A 21,199-nucleotide genomic window follows, 5' to 3' on the forward strand; every position below is an offset into this window, starting at 1 on the left:
TTGAGGGCACATCAGGTCGGCGAGGCGGGTGCTGTGACGTGAAGGCTTCCATCGTAAACGCGCCCGCACGAACACTGCGCGAGGGTCTCCGCCATTGTCACCAGATGGCGGGCCGCCTCGCTTGTGGAGACGGTCCATCGGTGGCACACGTTCCCCCGATCGACAAGGCATATGCCAAGGGACGGCCGAAAACGCACGACCGCCCCTGGTCAGACCCGGCGGACGGAACTGACGCCCACTCAGAAAATTTTGCGAGAACGCGGCTCGCGGCGGGTCACACCCGGCCGGGGAAGAAGAGCTTCACCTCGCGCTCGGCGGACTCCTCGGAGTCGGAGGCGTGGATCAGGTTCTCGCGGACGATCACGCCGTAGTCACCGCGGATCGAGCCGGGCGCGGCGGCGATCGGGTCGGTGGGGCCGGCCAGCTGGCGCACACCCTCGACGACCCGCTCGCCCTCCACGATCAGGGCGACGACCGGGCCGGAGGCCATGAACTCGACCAGCGGCTCGTAGAAGGGCTTGCCGACGTGCTCGCCGTAGTGCTGCTCCAGCGTGGCGCGGTCCAGGGTGCGCAGCTCCAGCGCGCTGATCCGCCAGCCGGCCTTGCGCTCGATACGGCTGATGATCTCGCCGGTCAGGCCTCGACGGACGGCGTCGGGCTTGAGCAGGACGAGGGTGCGCTGGCTCACGGGGGGACTCCTTACGCGACTGACGGGTGCGGTGGGACGAGGTTACAGGGCGTGTCGGGACGCCCGTCACACAGCGTCAGCCGTGGAGGAGGACTCGGCCTGGGCGGCGAATCTCGCCTTCGCCTCGTCCACCTTCCGCCCGAAGTGCACCGACGCCCACCACAGCGCCGCGAAGATCACGCCCATGAAGTACATGGTGGGGACGAAGACGCCGGAGGCGACCAGCGCGAGCTGCAGGGCCCAGCCGAGGGCCACCCCGCCGGGACGGGTGACCATGCCGCACAGCAGCACGCACAGCAGCATGGCGATTCCGCTGACCAGCCACACCGTCGAGGTGGACAGGCCGGGGTCCTTCATGGCGACGAGCCCGGCGAAGCCGATGACGAAGAGCTCGCCGATCAGCGTCGATGCACAGAGGGTACGCACGGCGGTCCTCAGCCCTTCCCCAGCAGCAGCCGGGCCTCGCCGACGGTGATGACGGATCCGGTGACCAGTACGCCACCGCCCGCGAACTCGCCCTCCTCCTCGGCCAGCGTGATCGCGGCCTCCAGGGCGTCCGGCAGCCGCGGTTCGACCTGCACCCGCTCCTCGCCGAAGACCTCGACGGCGATCGCGGCCAGCTCGTCCGCGTCCATGGCGCGGTGGCTGGTGTTCTGGGTGACGACGACCTCCGCGAAGATCGGCTCGAAGGCCTCCAGCAGCCCCCGTACGTTCTTGTCGCCGCTCGCGCCCACGACCCCGATCAGCCGGGTGAAGTCGAACGCCTCGCGCACGGCCTCCGCGGCGGCCAGGGCGCCCGCCGGGTTGTGCGCGGCGTCGAGCACCACCGTCGGGGAGCGCCGTACGACCTCCAGCCGGCCCGGCGAGGACACGGCCGCGAAGGCCTTGCGCACGGTGTCGACGTCCAGCGGCTCGGCGCGCTGCGCGCCGACGCCGAAGAACGCCTCGACGGCGGCGAGGGCGACGGCCGCGTTGTGCGCCTGGTGCGCGCCGTGCAGCGGCAGGTACACCTCGGGATACTCGCCGCCGAGGCCGCGCAGGGTGACCAGCTGCCCGCCGACCGCGACGTGCCGGGCGACGACCCCGAACTCCAGGCCCTCGCGGGCGACGGTCGCGTTCACCTCGACGGCCTTCTTCAGCAGCACCTGCGCCGCGTCCACCGGCTGCTGGGCCAGGATCACGGTCGCGTCCTGCTTGATGATGCCGCTCTTCTCGGTGGCGATCGCGGCGTGCGTCTCACCGAGGCGGTCGGTGTGGTCCAGGTCGATCGGGGTGACGACGGCCACGTCACCGTCGATCACGTTGGTGGCGTCCCAGGAGCCGCCCATGCCGACCTCGACGACGGCCACGTCCACCGGGGCGTCCGCGAAGGCCGCGTACGCCATGCCGGTGAGGACCTCGAAGAAGGACAGCCGGTACTCCTGCGCGGAGTCGACCATCTCCACGTACGGCTTGATGTCCTGGTACGTCTCGATGAACCGCTCGGCGGAGACCGGGGCGCCGTCCAGGCTGATCCGCTCGGTGACCGACTGCACGTGCGGGCTGGTGTAGCGGCCGGTGCGCAGGTCGAAGGCGCCGAGCAGGGCCTCGATCATGCGGGCGGTGGAGGTCTTGCCGTTGGTGCCCGTGATGTGGATCGAGGGGTACGACCGCTGGGGGTCGCCGAGCACGTCCATCAGCGCGGAGATCCTGCTGACCGAGGGCTCCAGCTTGGTCTCGCCCCAGCGCGTGGCCAGGTCCGCCTCGACCTGGCGCAGGGCCTTGTCGACCTCCGGGTCCTGCGGCCGCGCGGGTACGTCGGCCTGCGGCGGCCCGCCCTGGGTGCGCAGGGTGCGGCTGCCGGCCTCGATCACCGCGAGGTCGGGGTCGCGGTCGGTCTCGGCCTCGACGATCTCCTCGAAGCTGTCGAGGGGGTCGGGCTGGTCGTTCTCGTCCGGGAGGTCGCTCACGGGGCCAGTCTACGGAGCGGGACCGACAAAGGGGTCGTTCGGGGTGGCCGGGCGGCCCGGCCGTCCGCCGGGGTGTCGTGGTCGCCCGCTCCCCCGCGGCGGAGCCGCGCACGGGATACGGTCGCCGCCCCTCGGCGGGCGCGCCGAGGCCCCGGCGCCACATGGGCGCCGGGGCCTCGGCAACGCGTCACGCGTTCGGCGCGGCTCGGCCGCGCGAGTCGCTCACTGCGACGGCAGCCGGTCCAGCTGAGCCCGCAGACGGGTGATGTCCTCCTCCGCCTTGGCCAGGCGAGTGCGGATCTTGTCGACCACGTTCTCCGGGGCCTTGCCCAGGAACGCCTCGTTACCGAGCTTGGCCGTGGCCTGGGCCTTCTCCTTCTCCGCGGCCGCGAGGTCCTTCGCGAGGCGCTTGCGCTCCGCGGCCACGTCGATCGTGCCGGACAGGTCGAGAGCGACCTCGGCGCCGGCGATCGGCAGGGTGGCCGTGGCCGTGAAGGAGTCGCCCTCGGGCTGCAGACGCAGCAGCTGACGGATGGCCGCCTCGTGCGGGGCGAGCGCCGTGCCGTCCAGGGTCAGCCGGGCCGGGACCCGCTGGCCGGGCTGCAGGCCCTGGTCGGCGCGGAAGCGGCGGACCTCGGTGATGACGGACTGCAGGGTCTCGATCTCGCGCTCGGCGCCGGCGTCCCGGAAGCCGCTGTCGGCCGGCCAGTCGGCGACGACGACCGACTCGCCGCCCGTGAGGGTGGTCCACAGGGTGTCGGTGACGAACGGAACCACCGGGTGCAGCAGCTTCAGCGTGACGTCCAGGACCTCGCCCAGGACGCGCTTGCTCGCCTCGGCGGCCGCACCGCCCGCCTGGAACGTCGTCTTGGACAGCTCCACGTACCAGTCGAAGACCTCGTCCCACGCGAAGTGGTACAGCGCGTCGGACAGCTTGGCGAACTGGAAGTCGTCGTAGAACGCGTCCACTTCGGCGACGGTCTTGTTCAGCCGGGACAGGATCCAGCGGTCGGTGGCCGACAGCTCCTCGGGCGCGGGCAGCGGGCCCTCGACCGTGGCGCCGTTCATCAGCGCGAACCGCGTGGCGTTCCAGATCTTGTTGGCGAAGTTCCGGGACGCCTGGACCCAGTCCTCGCCGATCGGCACGTCGGTGCCGGGGTTGGCACCGCGGGCCAGGGTGAAACGGACGGCGTCGGAGCCGTACTTGTCCATCCAGTCCAGCGGGTCGACGACGTTGCCGAAGGACTTCGACATCTTCTTGCCGCGCTCGTCGCGGACCAGGCCGGTCAGCGCGATGGTCTTGAAGGGGGCCTCGCCGTCCATCGCGTACAGACCGAACATCATCATCCGGGCGACCCAGAAGAAGATGATGTCGTGGCCGGTGAGCAGGACATCGGTCGGATAGAACTTCCGCAGGTCCTCGGTCTGTTCGGGCCAGCCGAGGGTGGAGAAGGGCCACAGGCCGGAGGAGAACCAGGTGTCGAGGACGTCGGTGTCCTGGTGCCAGCCCTCGCCGGCGGGCGGCTGCTCGTCGGGGCCGACGCAGACGACCTCGCCGTCGGGGCCGTACCAGACCGGGATGCGGTGGCCCCACCAGAGCTGGCGCGAGATGCACCAGTCGTGCATGTTGTCGACCCAGTCGAAGTACCGCTTCGACATGTCCTCGGGGTGGATCTTCACCCGGCCGTCGCGGACCGCGTCACCGGCCGCCTTGGCGAGCGGGCCGACCTTGACCCACCACTGCATGGACAGCCGCGGCTCGACGGTGGTCCGGCAGCGCGAGCAGTGGCCGACGGAGTGGACGTAGGGCCGCTTCTCGGCGACGATCCGGCCCTGCGAGCGCAGGGCCGCGACGATGGCGGAGCGCGCCTCGAAACGGTCCAGGCCCTGGAAGGGGCCGTGCACGGTGATGACGGCGCGCTCGTCCATGACCGTGATGGACTCCAGGCCGTGGCGCCGGCCGATCGCGAAGTCGTTGGGGTCGTGGGCGGGGGTGACCTTGACGGCGCCTGTGCCGAACGCGGGGTCGACGTGGGTGTCTGCGACGACGGGGATGGAGCGGTCGGTCAGCGGCAGCTTGATGCGCTTGCCGACGAGGTGCTTGTACCGCTCGTCGTCGGGGTGCACGGCGACGGCGGTGTCGCCGAGCATGGTCTCGGCGCGGGTGGTCGCGACGACCAGCGTCTCGTCGCCCTCGCCGTAGGTGATGGAGACCAGCTCGCCGTCGTCCTCCTGGTACTCCACCTCGATGTCCGAGATGGCCGTCAGACAGCGCGGGCACCAGTTGATGATGCGCTCGGCGCGGTAGATCAGCTCGTCCTCGTACAGCTTCTTGAAGATCGTCTGGACGGCCTTGGACAGGCCCTCGTCCATGGTGAAGCGCTCGCGGTCCCAGTCGACGCCGTCGCCGAGGCGGCGCATCTGGCCGAGGATCTTGCCGCCGTACTCCTCCTTCCACTGCCACACGCGCTCGACGAACGCCTCGCGGCCGAGGTCCTGGCGGGACTTGCCCTCCTCGGCGAGCTGCTGCTCGACCTTGTTCTGGGTGGCGATGCCGGCGTGGTCCATGCCCGGCAGCCACAGCGACTCGTAGCCCTGCATGCGCTTGCGGCGGGTGAGGGCGTCCATGAGCGTGTGCTGGAAGGCGTGGCCCAGGTGGAGGGAGCCGGTGACGTTCGGCGGCGGGATGACGATGGTGTACGCCGGCTTGTCACTCTTGGCGTCCGCGGCGAAGTAACCCCGCTCTACCCAGCGCTCGTACAGCGGCCCCTCTACATCGGCCGGCGCGTACTGGGTCGGCAGTTCGTTCTCGGGCTCGGGTGGCTGCTGCTGAGCGTTCTCGGTCACGGAGGTCAGTTTAGAGGTGTCACCGGGTGGTCCCGAAACGCGTTTGTTCTGTAACGGTCAGACCCCCGGTGGCCGGTGTTCGCGGGGCCTGGGCCAGGATGTGAGGAACACATAAGCATCCAAGGGGGAACCCAGGAATGAGCAACAACCAGCCGGGTCCTTACGGCGGTCCGCCCCAGCAGCCGGGCCCCTACGGCCAGCAGGGGCAGCCGGGTCCGTACGGCCAGCCGGGCCCCTACGGCCAGCAGCCGCAGGCCCCGCAGCCCGGCTACGGCTACCCCCAGCAGGCGCCCGCGGCCGCGCCGCAGCCCGGGTACGGCTATCCGCAGCAGGGCGCGCCGCAGCAGCCGGGTCCGTATGGCCAGCAGCCCTACGGCGGCCCGCAGCCGCCGGTCCCGGCGGGCGGCAAGAAGAAGACGGGCCTGATCATCGCGGCGGTGGCCGTGGTGGCGGTCGTGGCGGTGGCCGTGTACCTCGTGGTCGGCGGCAGCAGCAGCGGCAGCTCGGTGGCGGACGACGGCCCCCACAAGCTGACGACCCCGGCGACCGTGCTGACGGAGTACACGCGGGGCAACACCGACAGCGGCACGATGAAGAAGGACGACCTCAAGGACGCGGAGAAGTGGGGCGTGCACGGCCCGCACGACGTCAGCGCCCAGTACCAGTCCGGGGACAAGAGCAACCCGCTGAGCCAGAAGATGATCCAGTTCGGCGGTGTCTACGGCACGATCGACGACCCGGAGAAGACCGTCGACGCCATGTTCGCCTACATGAAGACCGAGGCCCAGAAGGACAGTGGCAACAAGGACGTCACCCTGAAGGACGAGCCGAAGTCGTACCAGCCCGCCGGGCTCGACGGCGCGGTCCTCAAGTGCCAGCAGGCCCAGGCCCCGACCGGCCAGAGCACCGGCGGGCCCAAGAACGTGACGATGACGATCTGCATCTGGGGTGACCACAGCACTCTCGGCATGGTCATGCCGATGGACATAGCCAGCCTCGCCGCGGGCCGCAGCAGCGACCCGGCGGCCGACGCGGAACTCGCCGCCAAGTTCCGCAAGGAGGTCCGCGTCAAGGCCTGACGCGGACACCGCACACGAGGAAGGGGCCCCGGTCGACCGGGGCCCCTTCCTCGTGTTCTCGTGCCTGTCGCGCGTCCCGCGCTCGTGGCCGGCTACGCCGTCTTCTGCTCCCCCGAGCCGCGGCCGCGGGCGTCGCGCGGGATCAGGGTCGGGTTGACGTTGGAGAGGACCACGTCGGCGGTGATGACGACACGGGCGACGTCCTTGCGGGACGGGACCTCGTACATCACGCCCTGGAGGACCTCCTCCATGATGGCGCGCAGGCCACGGGCGCCGGTCTGGCGCAGGATGGCCTGGTCGGCGATGGCCTCCAGCGCCTCGCGCTCGAAGTCCAGTTCCACGCCGTCGAGTTCGAAGAGGCGCTGGTACTGCTTGACGAGCGCGTTGCGGGGCTCGACGAGGATCTGCAGCAGGGCCTCGCGGTCCAGGTTGTGGACCGAGGTGATGACTGGGAGACGGCCGATGAACTCGGGGATCATGCCGAACTTGACCAGGTCCTCCGGCATGACGTCCTCGAAGACGTCCTTGGCCTCCAGCTCGCGCTTGGACAGGATCGTCGCGCCGAAGCCGATGCCCTTGGCGCCGGCCCGGGACTCGATGATCTTCTCCAGGCCCGCGAAGGCGCCGCCCACGATGAACAGGACGTTCGTCGTGTCGATCTGGATGAACTCCTGGTGGGGGTGTTTGCGGCCGCCCTGCGGCGGGACGGAGGCCGTGGTGCCCTCCAGGATCTTCAGCAGGGCCTGCTGGACACCCTCACCCGAGACATCGCGGGTGATCGAGGGGTTCTCGCTCTTGCGGGCCACCTTGTCGATCTCGTCGATGTAGATGATGCCCGTCTCGGCCTTCTTGACGTCGTAGTCCGCCGCCTGGATGAGCTTCAGGAGGATGTTCTCGACGTCCTCGCCGACGTATCCCGCCTCGGTGAGCGCCGTCGCGTCGGCGATCGCGAACGGGACGTTCAGCATGCGCGCGAGGGTCTGCGCGAGGAGGGTCTTGCCGGAGCCCGTGGGGCCCAGCAGGAGGATGTTCGACTTCGCCAGCTCGATGGCGTCGTCCCGGCCGCTCCCGCCGCCGTTCTCGCCCGCCTGGACCCGCTTGTAGTGGTTGTACACCGCGACGGAGAGCGCCTTCTTGGCCGCTTCCTGGCCGACCACATAGCCCTCGAGGAACTCGTAGATCTCGCGAGGCTTGGGCAGCTCCTCCCAGCGGACCTCGCTGGTCTCCGCGAGCTCTTCCTCGATGATCTCGTTACAGAGGTCGATGCACTCGTCGCAGATGTACACACCGGGCCCTGCGATGAGCTTCTTGACCTGCTTCTGGCTCTTGCCGCAGAACGAGCACTTGAGCAGATCGCCGCCGTCACCGATGCGTGCCACGGTGTGCTTCCCCTTCGCCTGGGAGACGCCTGGACGCTACGAGTCCAGCGACTCCTGGTGCTGCCTTATGTCCGACGGTACCTTGCCGGGCCCGGTGTTCGGGCCCCCCTTGGCAGGGTTCACTTTGCCGTGCACCATGCCAAGTGGGGCGAAAAGTACGTCCTGCGGGTCAGCGGACCTCGGAATTGTTGAGCTTGCGAGTGGAGATGATCTGGTCGACGAGGCCGTACGCCAGCGCCTCGTCGGCCGTGAGGATCTTGTCGCGCTCGATGTCCTCGCGGATCTTCTCCAGCGGCTGGTTGGAGTGCTTCGCCAGCATGTCCTCCAGCTGCTCACGCATCCGGGTGAATTCCTTGGCGATGATCTCCAGGTCGGACAGCTGACCGCGGCCCGTGGAGCCGGCGGGCTGGTGGATCAGCACCCGGGAGTTCGGCAGCGCCATGCGCTTGCCCGGCGTACCGGCGGCCAGCAGGATGGCCGCGGCGGAGGCCGCCTGGCCCATGCAGACCGTCTGGATGTCGGGCTTCACGAACTGCATGGTGTCGTAGATCGCCGTCAGGGCGGTCATGTCGCCACCGGGGCTGTTGATGTAGATCGAGATGTCGCGGTCCGGGTCCATCGACTCCAGGCACAGCAGCTGCGCCATGACGTCGTTGGCGGAGGCGTCGTCGATCTGGACGCCCAGGAAGATCACGCGCTCCTCGAAGAGCTTCGCGTACGGGTCGTACTCGCGGATGCCCTGGGAGGTGCGCTCGACGAAGCGCGGGATGACGTACCGGCTCTCGGGGCGAGGCCCTTCGTACATGCCGCTGGCGGCGCCGGGGAAGTTGCTCATGGGGTGTTCACCGTCCTGGTGGCGTTCTGGGGGCTGGGGTCTCGGCGGTGCGTGGCGTTGCCGGGCCGGTCAGGCACCGGTGCCGCCGCCTCCCGGAACACCCGAGGCGTGCGTGATGATCTCGTCGATGAGACCGTACTCCTTGGCCTCTTCCGGGGTGAACCAGCGGTCGCGGTCACCGTCGCGGATGATCGCCTCGACCGTCTGGCCGGAGTGCTGCGCGGTCAGCTCGGACATGCGCTTCTTGGTGCGCAGGAGGTACTCGGCCTGGATCTTGATGTCCGAGACCGTACCGCCGAGGCCCGCGGAGCCCTGGTGCATCATGATGTCGGCGTGCGGCAGCGCGAAGCGCTTGCCCGCGGCACCACCGGTGAGCAGGAACTGGCCCATCGAGGCGGCCATGCCCATCGCGATCGTGACCACGTCGTTCGGGATGTACTGCATGGTGTCGTAGATCGCCATGCCGGCCGTCACCGAGCCGCCGGGGCTGTTGATGTAGAGGTAGATGTCCTTGCTCGGGTCGGCGGCAAGGAGCAGCAGCTGCGCGGTGATCTTGTTGGCGATGTCGTCGTCGACCTGCTGGCCGAGGAAGATGATCCGCTCGCCGAGCAGCCGGTTGTAGACCTGGTCGCCGAGGCCACCACCGATGGAAGGCTCGCCGGCGGCTGAGGGCATCAGATTCGTCACGTATCCACCTGCTCGTCTTACGACGGCGCCGGGCCGTCTCACGTCGTCCTGCCGGAGGCTTTGCGGGGGTCTCAGGAGACTCCCCTGCCCCCGTCTTCATGGACCCTAACGCTCAGGTCCCCTCGGGGAATCCCGGAGATGGGAGTGTTCGCCGGGGGCGTAGCGCGGTCGAGGCCCGTGGGACCGGCGGATCGGGTGCGGGGGCCGCCCGGTTCGGGGGCGGGGGCCGGCCGGGGGCGGGCGCCTGGTGCGGCCGGACGAGGGGGGCCGGGTGCCGCCGGAAGGGGCGGGTGAGGGTGGCCGCAGGCGTGGTGGCCGGCGGCCCGCGGGCCCCCGGGGCGACGATCGGACGCGTGTACGCCGGACGAGGGGTACGACGGCCGGCGTGAGCGGGGGACGGTGCGTACGAGGGCTCGCGCGGCGGCCGGGTACGACGACGGGCCCCGGGGGGATCCCCAGGGCCCGTCGGCGGTGCTTCAGAGGCGCCGCGGGGCGTTTCAGCCCTCGGTCTTCTCCTCGGCGGCGGCCTCGGTGGCCTCGGCCTCGGCCGACGCCTCCTCGGTCTCGTCCTCGTCGTCCAGGTCGATGACCTCGCCGTTGGTGTCCTTCACCGTGGCGGCCTCGACCACGACGGCCAGGGCCTTGCCGCGGGCGACCTCGCCGACCAGGAGCGGGACCTGGCCGCCCTCGACGACGGCCTGGGCGAACTGGTCGGGGGACATGCCGGAGGAGGCCGCACGCCGCATGAGGTGCTCGGTGAGCTCCTCCTGGTTGACGTTGAGGTTCTCCTTCTTCACCAGCTCGTCGAGGACGAACTGGGTCTTGATGCCCTTGACCGCGGCCTCGCGGGTCTCGGTGTCGAACTCCTCGGCGGTCTTGCCCTGGATCTCCAGGTACTTGTCGAGGGTGAGGCCCATCTGGCCGAGCTGGTGGTGCTCCAGGTTGTGCTTGCGGGTGTTGATCTCGTCCTCGAGCAGCTTCTCGGGGACGGGGACCTCGACCAGCTCCAGGAGCTTCTCCAGGACGCGCTCCTGAGCCTGGGTGGCCTGGTCGAACTGCTTCATGTTGGCCAGGCGCTTGCGGCTGTCGGCCTTCAGCTCGTCCAGGGTGTCGAACTCGGAGGCGAGCTGCGCGAACTCGTCGTCCAGCTCGGGCAGTTCGCGGGCGGCGACCTGGGTGACCTTGACGGAGACCTCGGCCTCCTTGCCCGCAGCGGAGCCGCCCTTCAGCTCGGAGGTGAAGGTGGTCTCCTCACCGGCGGACAGGCCCTTGACGGCGTCGTCGACGCCGTCAAGCAGCTCGCCGGAGCCGATGGTGTACGAGACACCGTCGGCGATGCCGTCCTCGAGGACCTCGCCCTCGACCTTGGCCTTCAGGTCGATGGTGACGACGTCGCCGTCCTCGGCGGCACGCTCGACCGGGGAGGTGGAGGCGAAGCGCTCGCGCAGCTGCTCGACCGACTTCTCGACGTCCTCGTCGGTGACCTCGACGGCGTCGACCTCGACCTCGATACCGGAGTAGTCCGGGATCTCCAGGGTCGGGCGGATGTCGACCTCGGCGGTGAAGTTCAGCGTCTCGCCGTCCTTCAGCTCGGTGATGTCGACCTCGGGCTGGCCCAGCGGGTTCAGCTCGGCCTCGTTGACCGCCTCGGTGTAGAACTTCGGGAGCGCGTCGTTGACGGCCTCCTCCAGCACCGCACCCCGGCCGAACCGCTGGTCGATGACGCGGGCGGGGATCTTGCCCTTGCGGAAGCCCTTCACCGTGACCTGCTGGTTGATCTTCTTGTACGCCGCGTCGAGGCTGTCCTTGAGCTCCTCGAAGGGCACCTCGACAGTGAGCCGAACCCGGGTCGGGTTCAGGGTCTCCACGGCGCTCTTCACGGTTCGGTCTCCTTGTGGCTGACTGCTTGGTTTCTGCCGGAGCCAGACTGGTTCCGGCGGATTTCGCCGCCCGGGAGAGTTCGTAGGCCGAGTGGGCCGGGACACACGGGCGCGCAGCTTGCATAGTAACCGCAGCGGGTCAGCGCCCCAAAAGGCGATCATCCCGACGTCTCGAGCCGGTGGTCGGGGTGGCGGGATTTGAACCCACGGCCTTCCGCTCCCAAAGCGGACGCGCTACCAAGCTGCGCCACACCCCGTCTGGTGCGACACGTAGGGTACATGCCCCGGCCGGATCCGTCGGCCGCATCGGCGGAGGGGGCCGGGATGACGTCCGCGCGGTCCGCGCGTCGGGCAACACATTGGCCCCGGCGCCGCGCGACCCGCTACGATGCCTCCAGTGCCGCGGTCACGGACCTGCGGTGCGCCACTGCGGGCGTAGCTCAATGGTAGAGCCCTAGTCTTCCAAACTAGCTACGCGGGTTCGATTCCCGTCGCCCGCTCTGCACGCCGAAGGCCCAGGCGAGAGGTCGTTCTCCTCCGCCTGGGCCTTCGGCCGTTCCCGGGGTCGTCCAGCCCCGCGTGGCCCCCGAGCGACGCTCGGCGCAGGCAGGGGCACGGGCCGGGGTCGCGCCGGGGTCAGAATCTGATCGAGTTGATGGACTCCGCTATCGAGTTCAGAAACCGGCTGATGGACGGGGCCATTCCGGTGGAGGCGAGGAAGAAGCCGAAGAGGATCGCGACGATCGCTGGGCCGGCCTTGATGTTCCCCCCTCGGATCAGCACCACCAGGATGATCGCCAACAGCAGCACCACAGACAGTGAAATGGCCACAACTGATCACACCCTAGGTCGGTCCGCTCCCGGCCCGGGGGTACGGCCCGCGCACCCCCGCCAGAACCATCGTGCCACCAACCCGGCCCCCGTATGCGGCTCGTGACACAACGTCGGGCAGGTCCTCCGGCGTGCGACGGCTCGCACATGAATACGAGGAGACACTCCGGCACCGAATCCACACGAATTCAAGGAACTTCGTTTCACTATCCACTCATCGGACCACGCCGCGATTCGGAGTACACAACACAGAGACGCCGTATGCCCGAGTTAGTGTGGATTAATCGGTACATCCGGGGTGAACAGCCGACACCTGTGTGCCCATCATCACCCCGCCCCCACGGGCAAGTTCCGATAATTCCGGGGTACCCGGACGCGATAACCAGGAATGACCGCACGGGTTTTACGGAATCCCGCGGCCGACGCTAGGGTGCCTGAGATGTTTGACGCCGCCCCGTCCCCCGGCCATGACCGCAGGCCGCTCCCCCCGGCACAGTCGCCGGTGCGTGGAGGGCCCGGTCCGCGTACCTCGGTGAGTACCCAGGAGGGGCAGCCGCAGGCCGACAGACCCGGAAAACAGCGCGATCCGTTCTTCGACAACGCCAAGTACCTGGCCATCGTGCTGGTGGCGCTGGGCCACTCCTGGTCGGCGATCAAGACGGACAACCGGGCCCTGGAAGGCCTGTACAACGTGGTGTACACCTTCCACATGCCGGCGTTCATCGTCATCTCCGGCTACTTCTCCCGCAGTTTCGACATGCGCCCGGACCGGCTGAAGCGGCTGATCACCGGGGTCGCGGTGCCGTACCTGCTGTTCCAGATCGCCTATTCGCTGTTCCGGCGCTACGCGGGCCAGGCCTCCGACCCGATCAGCCTCGTCTCCCCCTACTACCTGACCTGGTTCCTGTGCGCGCTGTTCATCTGGCGGCTGACCACACCCCTGTGGAAGCTGGTGCGCTGGCCGCTGCCCGTCGCGCTCGGCATCGCCATGGTCGGCTCGGTGACGCCGGGGATCGACGACAACCTGGACCTCGGCCGCGTCCTGCAGTTCCTGCCCTGTTTCGTCCTCGGCCTGCTGCTGAAGCCGGAGCACTTCGCGCTGATACGCCGACGCCGGGTACGGATCCTGGCGGTGCCGGTGTTCGCCGCGGCGCTGGCCATCGGGTGGTGGACCGTGCCGCGCGTGGACGGCGGCTGGTTCTACCGGCAGAGTTCCGCGCAGGACCTCGGCGAGCCCTGGTGGACCGGTCCGCTCATGACGCTGGCCATGTTCGGCTGCGCGCTGCTGCTGACCGCCTGTTTCCTGGCCTGGGTGCCGGGCCGCCGGACGTGGTTCACCGCGCTCGGCGCGGGCACGCTGTACGGCTATCTGCTCCACGGGTTCGTGGTCAAGACCTCGCTCTACATGGGCGGGTTCGACCTCGCCATGCGGCACGGGCTCCTCGGCTCCCTCGTCGTCACCCTCCTCGCGCCCGTCGCCATCACCCTGCTGTGCACCCGGCCGGTGCAGCGCGTCTTCCGCTTCGCGATGGAGCCCAGGATGGAATGGGCGTTCCAGCAGGACGCGGCCGAACTGGCCCGGGAGCGGGAGAAGAAGGACCGGCAGCGGGAGCGCGAGCGGGATCTTCAGCGGGAGCAGGTCAGCGTCTAGGCAGACCGAGAAGCGCGCGCATTCGGGCGTACTTCTCCGTCAGTCTCCGCCGGGTCGGTTCGGGCAGGACGCCCAGCCGGCCCGGATCGGCGTTGTGTGCCAGGTCGGACTCCTTCACCAGCAGCGCGCCCGGGGTGGCGAGGATCCGGTGGGCGTACTCCCGCGGTTCCTCGCCCGGCCGCTTGGTGAGGGCGTCCACGATGGCCTTGGTGCGCGGGGCCAGGGGGGCCGTGGCCAGCCACTCCCGGGTGAGCGCCGCGTCCTCGACGGAGTCGTGCAGCCAGGCCGCCGCGATCTGTTCCGGGTCACCGCCGCGGGCACGGACCCCCTCGGCGACGGCCGCGAGGTGTTCGGCGTAGGGACGGCCCCCCTTGTCGGTCTGCCCCGCCTGGGCGGCGCGCGCGACGGCCTCGACCTCGGCGAGGGTGAGCAGGGCCCCGGGCCCCTCTGCCGTCACCTCGCCACCCCCGCGCGCCGCCGGCGCCCCGACGGCCACTGCCGACCGTCCCGTGTCCGAGGCTGTCATCCGCCCCCTGTCCTGCGGTCCCATCCGTCCCCCGCCCACTACGCCACCTGTCCCGCTCCCCCGGCGGCCGCCGCTGTCCGTCGCGTGTCCGCCGGTGTCATTCGGCCAGTGTCCCCCGGCCGGGCGGCCGGCGGGTCCGCATAAGTGCTCGCGCCGCTCCGGCCCTCTGTGTTGTCATGGTCGAACCGGCCCAGCACCTGTTACCCGTTCGAGGAGGGCGCCTTGCCTTTCGCCACCACCGCCGACGCCGTGCACGCCTGGGTCCACGGCTGGGCCCTCTCGCGCGGGGCGTCCGAACCGGCCGTCCGGTCCTGGGGGTTCACGGTCGACGTCGGCCTGGCCCACGAGATCGCGCGGCATGTGCTGCCCGCCGCCGACGAGGCGACCGTACGCAAGATCGCCGAGAACACCCACGCTCCCGGCGTCTGGCTCAAGACCTTCGTGCCGCCGCGGACCCTGGAGGCCTGGCTGCCGCCCGGCTGGGCCCTGGCGGGCGGCCGTAACTTCCTGATGTCCACCGCGCTGCCCGCCCCCGGGGCCGCAGCGCCGCCCCTCGCCGAGGGCTACCGGCTGGTCCGCTGGGAGCGGGGCGGGGTCACCAAGGTGTCGGTGCGCGCCGCCGACGGGGCGTTCGCCGGGCGCGCCCAGATCGCCGTCACCGGCCGGACCGCGGTCGTCGACCAGGTCGAGACGGACCCCGCCCACCAGCGGCGCGGTCTCGGGCGCGCGATGCTGCGGGTCCTGACCGAAGCGGCCGCCGGTGAGGGCGTGACGGCAGCCGTGCTGGGCGCGACCGTGGAGGGCCGGGCGCTGTACGAGCGCGAGGGCTGGCGGGTGCTGGCCCCGCTGACGGCCGCCACCCGCACGGCGTAGCTCAGCGGCCGTTGGCCGATGTCTGGCGGCAGATGAGCAGGAGGGCGCGGTCGTCGTTGACGTCCTTGGCGACCGCCTCGATGAGATGCCAGGCGGCGCCGTGGAAACCTCCGGCGACATAGCGGTCGGCCTCGCCGGTGAGGCGGTCGATGCCCTCGACGATGTCGCGGTCGGAGGTCTCCACGAGGCCGTCCGTGAACAGCATCAGCACGTCCCCGGGCCGCAGCGAGCCCTTCACGGAGTCGAACTGGGCGCCGTCGTACACCCCGAGCAGTGGCCCCTCCGCGGCCTTCTCCTCCCAGCGTCCGCTGCCCGCGCTGAGCTGGAGCCCCGGCGGATGCCCCGCGGAGTACAGCTCGTAGTCGCCGGAGTCGAGGTCCAGCACCAGGTGGATGGAGGTGGCGAAGCCCTCGTCCCATTCCTGGCGGAGCAGATAGCCGTTCGCCGCCGGGAGGAAGGAGTGCGGGGGGAGCGAGCCGAGGAGACCGCCGAAGGCGCCGGAGAGCAGCAGGGCGCGCGAGGCCGCGTCCATGCCCTTGCCGGACACGTCCGTGAGCACGACCTCCAGCGTCCGGCCGCCGTTCGTGCGGGCCGCGACGACGAAGTCGCCGGAGAAGGACTGGCCGCCGGCCGGGCGCAGCGCCATCTCGTGGTGCCATCCCTGCGGCAGCTTGGGCAGTTTGCTCTGCACCCGGATCCGCTCGCGCAGGTCGAACAGCATGGTGCCGCCGCGCCGCCAGGGCACCCCGACCCGGCTGCGGAACTGCGCGGTCAGCAGCCCGAAGAAGCCGCACGCGGCGACCACCAGGACCAGTCCCGGGGTGACCCGCGAGGGCCCCTCGGTGTACGGGCCGAGCCGCAGCGACTCCACGATGAGCGCGGTGGCCGCCGCCGCGTACAGGCCGAGCAGGCTCGCCGGGCGCAGCAGCAGGCCGCCCGCGACGATCGGCAGCACCAGGGTGGCCGGGGAGCACCACACCGCGTTGCCGAGGGTCATGGCGGCGAGGACGGGGATGGTCAGCAGCAGTCCGGCGAAGGCGATCCAGTCCGATCCGTCGCCGCGGAAGTAGTCGACGGCGCTTCTGCGCAGGCCGACGCGGGCCCGGTGCCACTGCATCCGCCACCGGGCCGTGAACGTCCCGGCCTTCGCGCGCCGCTCTCGTCCTGCTGCCATTAGTTCGGGACCCTATCCATCGGACCGGCCGCTTGGCACGGGAGGTCCCACTTGTCCCCCGTGCGAGGCCGTGCTTCGTCTTTCGCTCGCGCTGCGTCCTCACAGTGAACGGCACGCGGGGCCCTCGCGCGGCCGCCCGGGAGAAATTCGCTGGCTCGTCCCGCAATGCGCTGATAGGCATGGCTCATGGGGATTGACGGCGGCACCGAGCTGAAGACACTGCGTCCGGAGGAGTTCGACCGGTGGTGGGACCACCTGGCCCGGGCGTTCGGCGGCGGCCCGGCCCCCTCGGAGGAGCGCGAACTGGACAGATCGCTCACCGAGTTCGACCGTTCGCTGGCCGTCTGGGACGCGGACGCGATCGTCGGCACGTCCGGTGCCTTCAGCTTCCGGATGACCGTGCCGGGTGGCGCGGTGGTGCCCACGGCCGGCGTGACCATGGTCAGCGTGTCCGCGACGCACCGGCGGCGCGGGGTGCTGACGGCGATGATGCGGCGGCTGCTGGACGACGCGCGCGCCAAGGAGGAGCCGCTGGCGGCCCTGTTCGCCTCCGAACCCGCGATCTACGGCCGTTTCGGCTACGGCTCGGCGACCTTCCAGCTGCACGCCGAGATAGACACCGGCCGGGTCTCGCTGGCCCTGCCCGAGGGCACCGACGAGGTGCGCGTGCGCTACGCGTCGCCCACCGAGGCGCTGGCGGAGTGCGAGGCGGTCTACGCGGCCCTGGTGCCCCGCCGTCCCGGCATGCTGGCCCGGCGGCCGGGCTGGGAGCGGGCCGCCCTGCTCGACCCGGAGAGCGAGCGGGAGGGCGCGTCGGCGTTGCAGTGCGTGGTCGCCGAGCGGGACGGCCGAGTGACCGGGTACGCGCGTTTTCGCACCAAGATGGGCTGGGGGCCGAGCGGACACGACGGAACGGTCACCCTGAAGGACCTGGCCGGGCTGGATCCGGCGTCCGAGGCCGCGCTGTGGCGCTTCCTGTTCGGCATCGACCTGATGACGACGCTGGCGGTGCGCGGGCGGCCGGTCGACGAGGCCTGGCAGCACCAGGTATCCGACCTGCGTCGCTGCGTGCCGCGGACGCGGGACGGCGGATACGTCCGTCTCGTGGAGGTGGGCGCGGCCCTGTCGGCGCGTACGTACCAGGTGCCGGTGGACGTCGTCCTCGAGGTGGAGGACGCCTTCTGCCCCTGGAATGCGGGGCGTTGGCGGCTGACCGGCGACAGCAAGGGGGCGTCCTGCGAGCGCACCTCCGACCCGGCCGACCTCGCCCTGTCCGTGAGGGAGTTGGGCGCGGCCTACCTGGGCGGCGTCACCCTGCTGTCGCTGGCGGCGGCCGGGCGGGTGAGGGAGCTGCGGCCGGGGTCGCTGACGGAGGCCTCGGTGGCCTTCGGCTCCCCGGTGGCCCCCTGGGTCTCGCACGGCTTCTAGGCCCTTTTCACGGCTTCCAGGGCCCCCGGGCCGGCGCGGGGCCGTCGGCGGTGGGGTGCCCTCAGGGGCGCTGGCAGGTGGGGCACCAGAAGAGGTTGCGGGCGGCGAGGCCGGCGGTGCGGATCTCATCGCCGCAGATATGGCAGGGCTGGGGCGCGCGACGGTAGACGTAGACCTCGCCGCCGTGGTCGTCCACGCGGGGCGGCCGGCCCATCGCCTCCGGGGTGTGCTCGGGGCGTACGGTGTCGATCCGGTTGTTCCGGACGCCTTCGCGCATCAGGGCGACGAGGTCGGCCCACAGGGCGTCCCACTCGGCCGGGGTGACGTCCCGGCCCGGGCGGTAGGGGTCGACGCCGTGCCGGAAGAGGACCTCGGCGCGGTAGACGTTGCCGACGCCGGCCACCACCTTCTGGTCCATGAGCAGCGCGGCGATCGTCGTACGGCTGCGGGAGATCCTGTGGTACGCGGCGCCCGGGTCGGCGTCCTCGCGCAGCGGGTCGGGGCCGAGCCGGTCGTGCACGGCCCGCTTCTCGGCCTCGGTGATCAGGGCGCAGGTGGTGGGGCCGCGCAGGTCGACGTAGGAGGTGTCGGTCGCGAGCCGGAGCCGGACGGTGTCGGCCGGCGGGGGCGCGGGCGCGTCCCCGAAGCCGACCTTGCCGAAGAGGCCGAGGTGGATGTGGACCCAGTCGGCGTCCCGGAACCGCAGGAAGAGGTGCTTGCCGTGGGCCTCGGTGGCCGTGAGCACGGCACCGTCCAGCAGGTCCGCGGCGTCGGAGAACTTGCCCTGGGGGCTGGTGACGCGCGGGGCCGTGCCGGAGAAGCGGGCGGCGTAGTCCTGTGCCAGCCGGTGAATCGTGTGCCCCTCTGGCACGGTTGCCGTTCCTTCCGGTCCTGCGGTCGCTCACAGCCCCCGTGGGGGCTCAGTCCTGCTGCGGGTGGTGGGCCGGGATCGGGGGCAGGTCGCCGGTCGTCTCGTACGCCGACAGCATGTCGATACGGCGGATGTGGCGCTCGTCACCCGAGAACGGGGTGTTCAGGAAGATCTCGACGAACTTGGTCGCCTCCTCGGTGCTGTGCATGCGCGCACCGACGGCCACCACGTTGGCGTCGTTGTGCTGCCGGCCCAGTGCGGCGGTCTCCTCGCTCCAGGCCAGGGACGCCCGCACGCCCTTCACCTTGTTCGCGGCGATCTGCTCGCCGTTGCCGGAGCCGCCGATCACGATGCCGAGGGAGTCCTGGTCAGCGGCCGCCTTCCGGGCCGCCCGCAGACAGAAGGGCGGGTAGTCGTCCTGGGCGTCGTAGATGTGCGGCCCGCAGTCGACGGGCTCGTGGCCGGCGGCCTTCAGCCACTCGACGAGGTGGTTCTTGAGTTCGTAGCCCGCATGGTCCGAGCCGAGATACACGCGCATGAGTCGAGTGTGTCACGGCTGTTTCCGGGCAGCAGCCCCGGGTGTCGGGGTGATCAACTCTGCCGAAAATGTGAGGCAGACCATAGAACCTCAAGAAAACCTCAAGTAACGATCCGGATTCAGAGGTTCCCGAATTCGTTAGCCTCGGATTCACTGGACCGACTCGTACACCGCTCGTGCGGGCAGCTCCACCTGGCGCAAAGGAAATCCGTCCATGACCCCTGGTTCGGGCCTCCAAGCAGGACTCAAAAACCGCCACCTGACGATGATCGCGATCGGTGGTGTCATCGGGGCCGGCCTCTTCGTCGGCTCCAGTTCCGGTATCGCCACCGCGGGACCGGGCATCCTTCTCTCGTACGCCCTCGTCGGCACGCTCGTCGTGCTGGTGATGCGCATGCTGGGCGAGATGTCGGCGGCGAACCCGACCTCCGGTTCGTTCTCCGCGCACGCCGACCGTGCGCTCGGCCGCTGGGCCGGTTTCTCCATCGGCTGGCTCTACTGGTTCTTCTGGGTCGTCGTGCTGGCCGTGGAGGCCACCGCCGGCGCCAAGATCCTCGAAGGCTGGGTCCCGGCCGTCCCGCAGTGGGGCTGGGCACTGATCGTGATGGTCGTCCTGACGGCCACCAACCTGGTCTCCGTCGGCTCCTACGGCGAGTTCGAATTCTGGTTCGCCGGCATCAAGGTCGTGGCGATCGGCGCGTTCGTCGTCATCGGTCTGCTCGCCGTGTTCGGCGTGCTGCCGGGCGTGCACGCCGACAAGGCGAGCTTCGGCAACCTGACGAGCCACGGCGGCTTCCTGCCGCACGGCCCCGGCGCCATCCTCACCGGTGTGCTGCTGGTCGTCTTCTCCTTCATGGGCAGCGAGATCGCCACCCTGGCGGCCGGCGAGTCGGAGAACCCGCAGCGCGCGGTCACCAAGTCCACCAACAGCATCATCTGGCGGATCGGCGTCTTCTACCTGGGCTCGATCCTGGTGGTGGTCTCGCTGCTGCCGTGGAACGACAAGTCCATCGCGAAGGACGGCTCCTACGTCGCCGCGCTGAACTCCCTCGGCATCGCCCACGCCGGCGAGATCATGAATGTCATCGTGCTGACGTCGGTGCTGTCCTGTCTCAACTCCGGCCTCTACACGGCCTCCCGGATGGCGTTCTCGCTCGGCCAGCGCGGTGACGCGCCGAAGGCGTTCGCCCGCACCACCTCCCGTGGTGTGCCGATGACGGCCATCCTGGCGTCGGTCGTCTTCGGCTTCGTGGCGGTGTTCTTCAACTACCAGTACCCGGACTCGGTCTTCCTGTTCCTGGTCAACTCCAGCGGCGCGGTGGCTCTGTTCGTCTGGCTGGCCATCTGCTTCTCGCAGCTGCGGATGCGGAAGATCATCGAGCGTGAGGCGCCGGAGAAGCTCGTCGTGAAGATGTGGCTCTACCCGTACCTGACCTGGGCGACGGCCGCGCTGATCATGTTCATCCTCGGCTACATGCTGACGGATACGGAACACGACGGCCGCGAGACGGTGCTGCTGTCGCTGCTGGTCGCGGCGATCGTGCTGGTGATCGCCCTGGTCCGGCAGCGGCTCGGGGCGAACCGTCCCGCCCCCGCGGCCGAGGCGCCCACCGACAAGGTGCCCGTCGGCTGACCCAGGCCGACCGACCCCACCCGCAGGACTATGGCCCGCACGACCTGACGCCGATCAGGCCGTGCGGGCCATCGCGCTGTCCCGACGACCCCACGAGCGGCCGGACGGCAAAGAGGTCCATCCGGCTCGGCGAAGGCGCAAGCCGGACGGACCTCTTCCACGGGAACCGCGGTAGCGGCACATGCGCGCCGGACCGCGGCGATCGTGCTGGTGATCGCCCTCGTCCGGCAGCGGCTCGGGGTGAACCGTCCCGCCCCCGCGGCCGAGGCGCCCACCGACAAGGTGCCCGTCGGCTGACCCAGGCCGCAGGACATGGCCCGCACGACCTGA

General features: G+C 70.3%; 18 protein-coding genes and 2 tRNA genes. 6 read left to right on the forward strand and 14 right to left on the reverse strand.

Annotated elements, in window-relative coordinates; translation table 11 throughout:
- Positions 1-274: 274 nt before the first annotated feature.
- From ndk to ACIBA9_RS15350, 4 genes are all read right to left on the reverse strand, one after another.
- Positions 275-688, reverse strand: a complete 414-nt coding sequence (ndk, locus tag ACIBA9_RS15335; protein WP_362156577.1) for a nucleoside-diphosphate kinase — start codon at positions 686-688, stop codon at positions 275-277.
- A gap of 66 nt (positions 689-754) precedes the next feature.
- Positions 755-1,114 carry a DUF4233 domain-containing protein gene (locus ACIBA9_RS15340; RefSeq protein ID WP_362156575.1) on the reverse strand — a complete coding sequence of 120 codons (360 nt, stop codon included), beginning with the start codon at positions 1,112-1,114 and terminating at the stop codon, positions 755-757.
- 8 nt (positions 1,115-1,122) lie between these two features.
- Positions 1,123-2,637: a folylpolyglutamate synthase/dihydrofolate synthase family protein gene (locus ACIBA9_RS15345; RefSeq protein ID WP_362156573.1), complete on the reverse strand. Its 1,515-nt coding sequence runs from the start codon at positions 2,635-2,637 to the stop codon at positions 1,123-1,125.
- A 222-nt stretch (positions 2,638-2,859) separates the two neighbouring features.
- The gene (locus tag ACIBA9_RS15350) at positions 2,860-5,484 is read right to left on the reverse strand and encodes a valine--tRNA ligase (RefSeq protein WP_399363124.1); all 2,625 of its coding nucleotides are present in this window, start codon (positions 5,482-5,484) and stop codon (positions 2,860-2,862) included.
- Between the two features lie 137 nt (positions 5,485-5,621).
- Between ACIBA9_RS15350 and ACIBA9_RS15355 the strand changes: the two genes are divergently transcribed.
- The gene (locus ACIBA9_RS15355) at positions 5,622-6,563 is read left to right on the forward strand and encodes a hypothetical protein (RefSeq protein ID WP_399363126.1); all 942 of its coding nucleotides are present in this window, start codon (positions 5,622-5,624) and stop codon (positions 6,561-6,563) included.
- A 92-nt stretch (positions 6,564-6,655) separates the two neighbouring features.
- On the opposite strand, the gene clpX is transcribed toward ACIBA9_RS15355, so the two are convergent.
- The 5 genes from clpX to ACIBA9_RS15380 form a co-directional block, all read right to left on the reverse strand.
- Positions 6,656-7,942 (reverse strand): ATP-dependent Clp protease ATP-binding subunit ClpX, encoded by a 1,287-nt coding sequence (gene clpX / locus ACIBA9_RS15360; protein WP_362156567.1) that lies wholly within the window; start codon positions 7,940-7,942, stop codon positions 6,656-6,658.
- A gap of 169 nt (positions 7,943-8,111) precedes the next feature.
- The gene (locus ACIBA9_RS15365; RefSeq protein ID WP_399363129.1) at positions 8,112-8,777 is read right to left on the reverse strand and encodes an ATP-dependent Clp protease proteolytic subunit; all 666 of its coding nucleotides are present in this window, start codon (positions 8,775-8,777) and stop codon (positions 8,112-8,114) included.
- A 69-nt stretch (positions 8,778-8,846) separates the two neighbouring features.
- A complete protein-coding gene (locus ACIBA9_RS15370) occupies positions 8,847-9,452 on the reverse strand; it encodes an ATP-dependent Clp protease proteolytic subunit (protein WP_399363609.1) in 606 nt (201 codons plus the stop codon).
- Positions 9,453-9,961: 509 nt separating this feature from the next.
- Positions 9,962-11,344: a trigger factor gene (tig, locus tag ACIBA9_RS15375; protein ID WP_399363131.1), complete on the reverse strand. Its 1,383-nt coding sequence runs from the start codon at positions 11,342-11,344 to the stop codon at positions 9,962-9,964.
- Positions 11,345-11,524: 180 nt separating this feature from the next.
- A tRNA-Pro gene (locus ACIBA9_RS15380) sits at positions 11,525-11,601 on the reverse strand.
- A gap of 172 nt (positions 11,602-11,773) precedes the next feature.
- Here ACIBA9_RS15380 and ACIBA9_RS15385 point away from each other — a divergent pair.
- Positions 11,774-11,844 (forward strand) — tRNA-Gly (locus tag ACIBA9_RS15385).
- 136 nt (positions 11,845-11,980) lie between these two features.
- Here ACIBA9_RS15385 and ACIBA9_RS15390 read toward each other — a convergent pair.
- Positions 11,981-12,175, reverse strand: a complete 195-nt coding sequence (locus tag ACIBA9_RS15390) for a hypothetical protein (protein ID WP_184959728.1) — start codon at positions 12,173-12,175, stop codon at positions 11,981-11,983.
- A 439-nt stretch (positions 12,176-12,614) separates the two neighbouring features.
- Here ACIBA9_RS15390 and ACIBA9_RS15395 point away from each other — a divergent pair, with 439 nt between their 5' ends.
- Positions 12,615-13,826 (forward strand): acyltransferase family protein, encoded by a 1,212-nt coding sequence (locus ACIBA9_RS15395; protein WP_399363133.1) that lies wholly within the window; start codon positions 12,615-12,617, stop codon positions 13,824-13,826.
- On the opposite strand, the gene ACIBA9_RS15400 is transcribed toward ACIBA9_RS15395, so the two are convergent.
- Positions 13,816-14,283, reverse strand: coding sequence for an HD domain-containing protein (locus tag ACIBA9_RS15400; protein ID WP_399363135.1), 468 nt, complete (start codon positions 14,281-14,283; stop codon positions 13,816-13,818). The genes ACIBA9_RS15395 and ACIBA9_RS15400 overlap by 11 nt on opposite strands.
- Before the next feature lie 291 nt (positions 14,284-14,574).
- On the opposite strand from ACIBA9_RS15400, the gene ACIBA9_RS15405 reads away from it, so the two are divergent.
- Positions 14,575-15,225, forward strand: coding sequence for a GNAT family N-acetyltransferase (locus ACIBA9_RS15405; RefSeq protein ID WP_399363137.1), 651 nt, complete (start codon positions 14,575-14,577; stop codon positions 15,223-15,225).
- Between the two features lies 1 nt (position 15,226).
- Here the strand turns inward: ACIBA9_RS15405 and ACIBA9_RS15410 are convergent, their stop codons facing one another.
- Positions 15,227-16,399, reverse strand: coding sequence for a PP2C family protein-serine/threonine phosphatase (locus ACIBA9_RS15410; protein WP_399363139.1), 1,173 nt, complete (start codon positions 16,397-16,399; stop codon positions 15,227-15,229).
- A 186-nt stretch (positions 16,400-16,585) separates the two neighbouring features.
- On the opposite strand from ACIBA9_RS15410, the gene ACIBA9_RS15415 reads away from it, so the two are divergent.
- A complete protein-coding gene (locus ACIBA9_RS15415; protein ID WP_399363141.1) occupies positions 16,586-17,827 on the forward strand; it encodes a GNAT family N-acetyltransferase in 1,242 nt (413 codons plus the stop codon).
- Between the two features lie 61 nt (positions 17,828-17,888).
- Here the strand turns inward: ACIBA9_RS15415 and ACIBA9_RS15420 are convergent, their stop codons facing one another.
- Both ACIBA9_RS15420 and ACIBA9_RS15425 read right to left on the reverse strand, forming a co-directional pair.
- Positions 17,889-18,698: an Fpg/Nei family DNA glycosylase gene (locus ACIBA9_RS15420; protein ID WP_399363143.1), complete on the reverse strand. Its 810-nt coding sequence runs from the start codon at positions 18,696-18,698 to the stop codon at positions 17,889-17,891.
- A gap of 49 nt (positions 18,699-18,747) precedes the next feature.
- Complete coding sequence (locus ACIBA9_RS15425) at positions 18,748-19,236, reverse strand: ribose-5-phosphate isomerase (RefSeq protein WP_399363145.1); 489 nt, start codon at positions 19,234-19,236, stop codon at positions 18,748-18,750.
- A 214-nt stretch (positions 19,237-19,450) separates the two neighbouring features.
- Between ACIBA9_RS15425 and ACIBA9_RS15430 the strand changes: the two genes are divergently transcribed.
- The gene (locus tag ACIBA9_RS15430; protein ID WP_399363147.1) at positions 19,451-20,869 is read left to right on the forward strand and encodes an amino acid permease; all 1,419 of its coding nucleotides are present in this window, start codon (positions 19,451-19,453) and stop codon (positions 20,867-20,869) included.
- Positions 20,870-21,199 lie beyond the last annotated feature (330 nt).

The sequence above is a fragment of the Streptomyces sp. NPDC051452 genome (genome assembly GCF_044454765.1).
GTDB lineage: Bacteria > Actinomycetota > Actinomycetes > Streptomycetales > Streptomycetaceae > Streptomyces.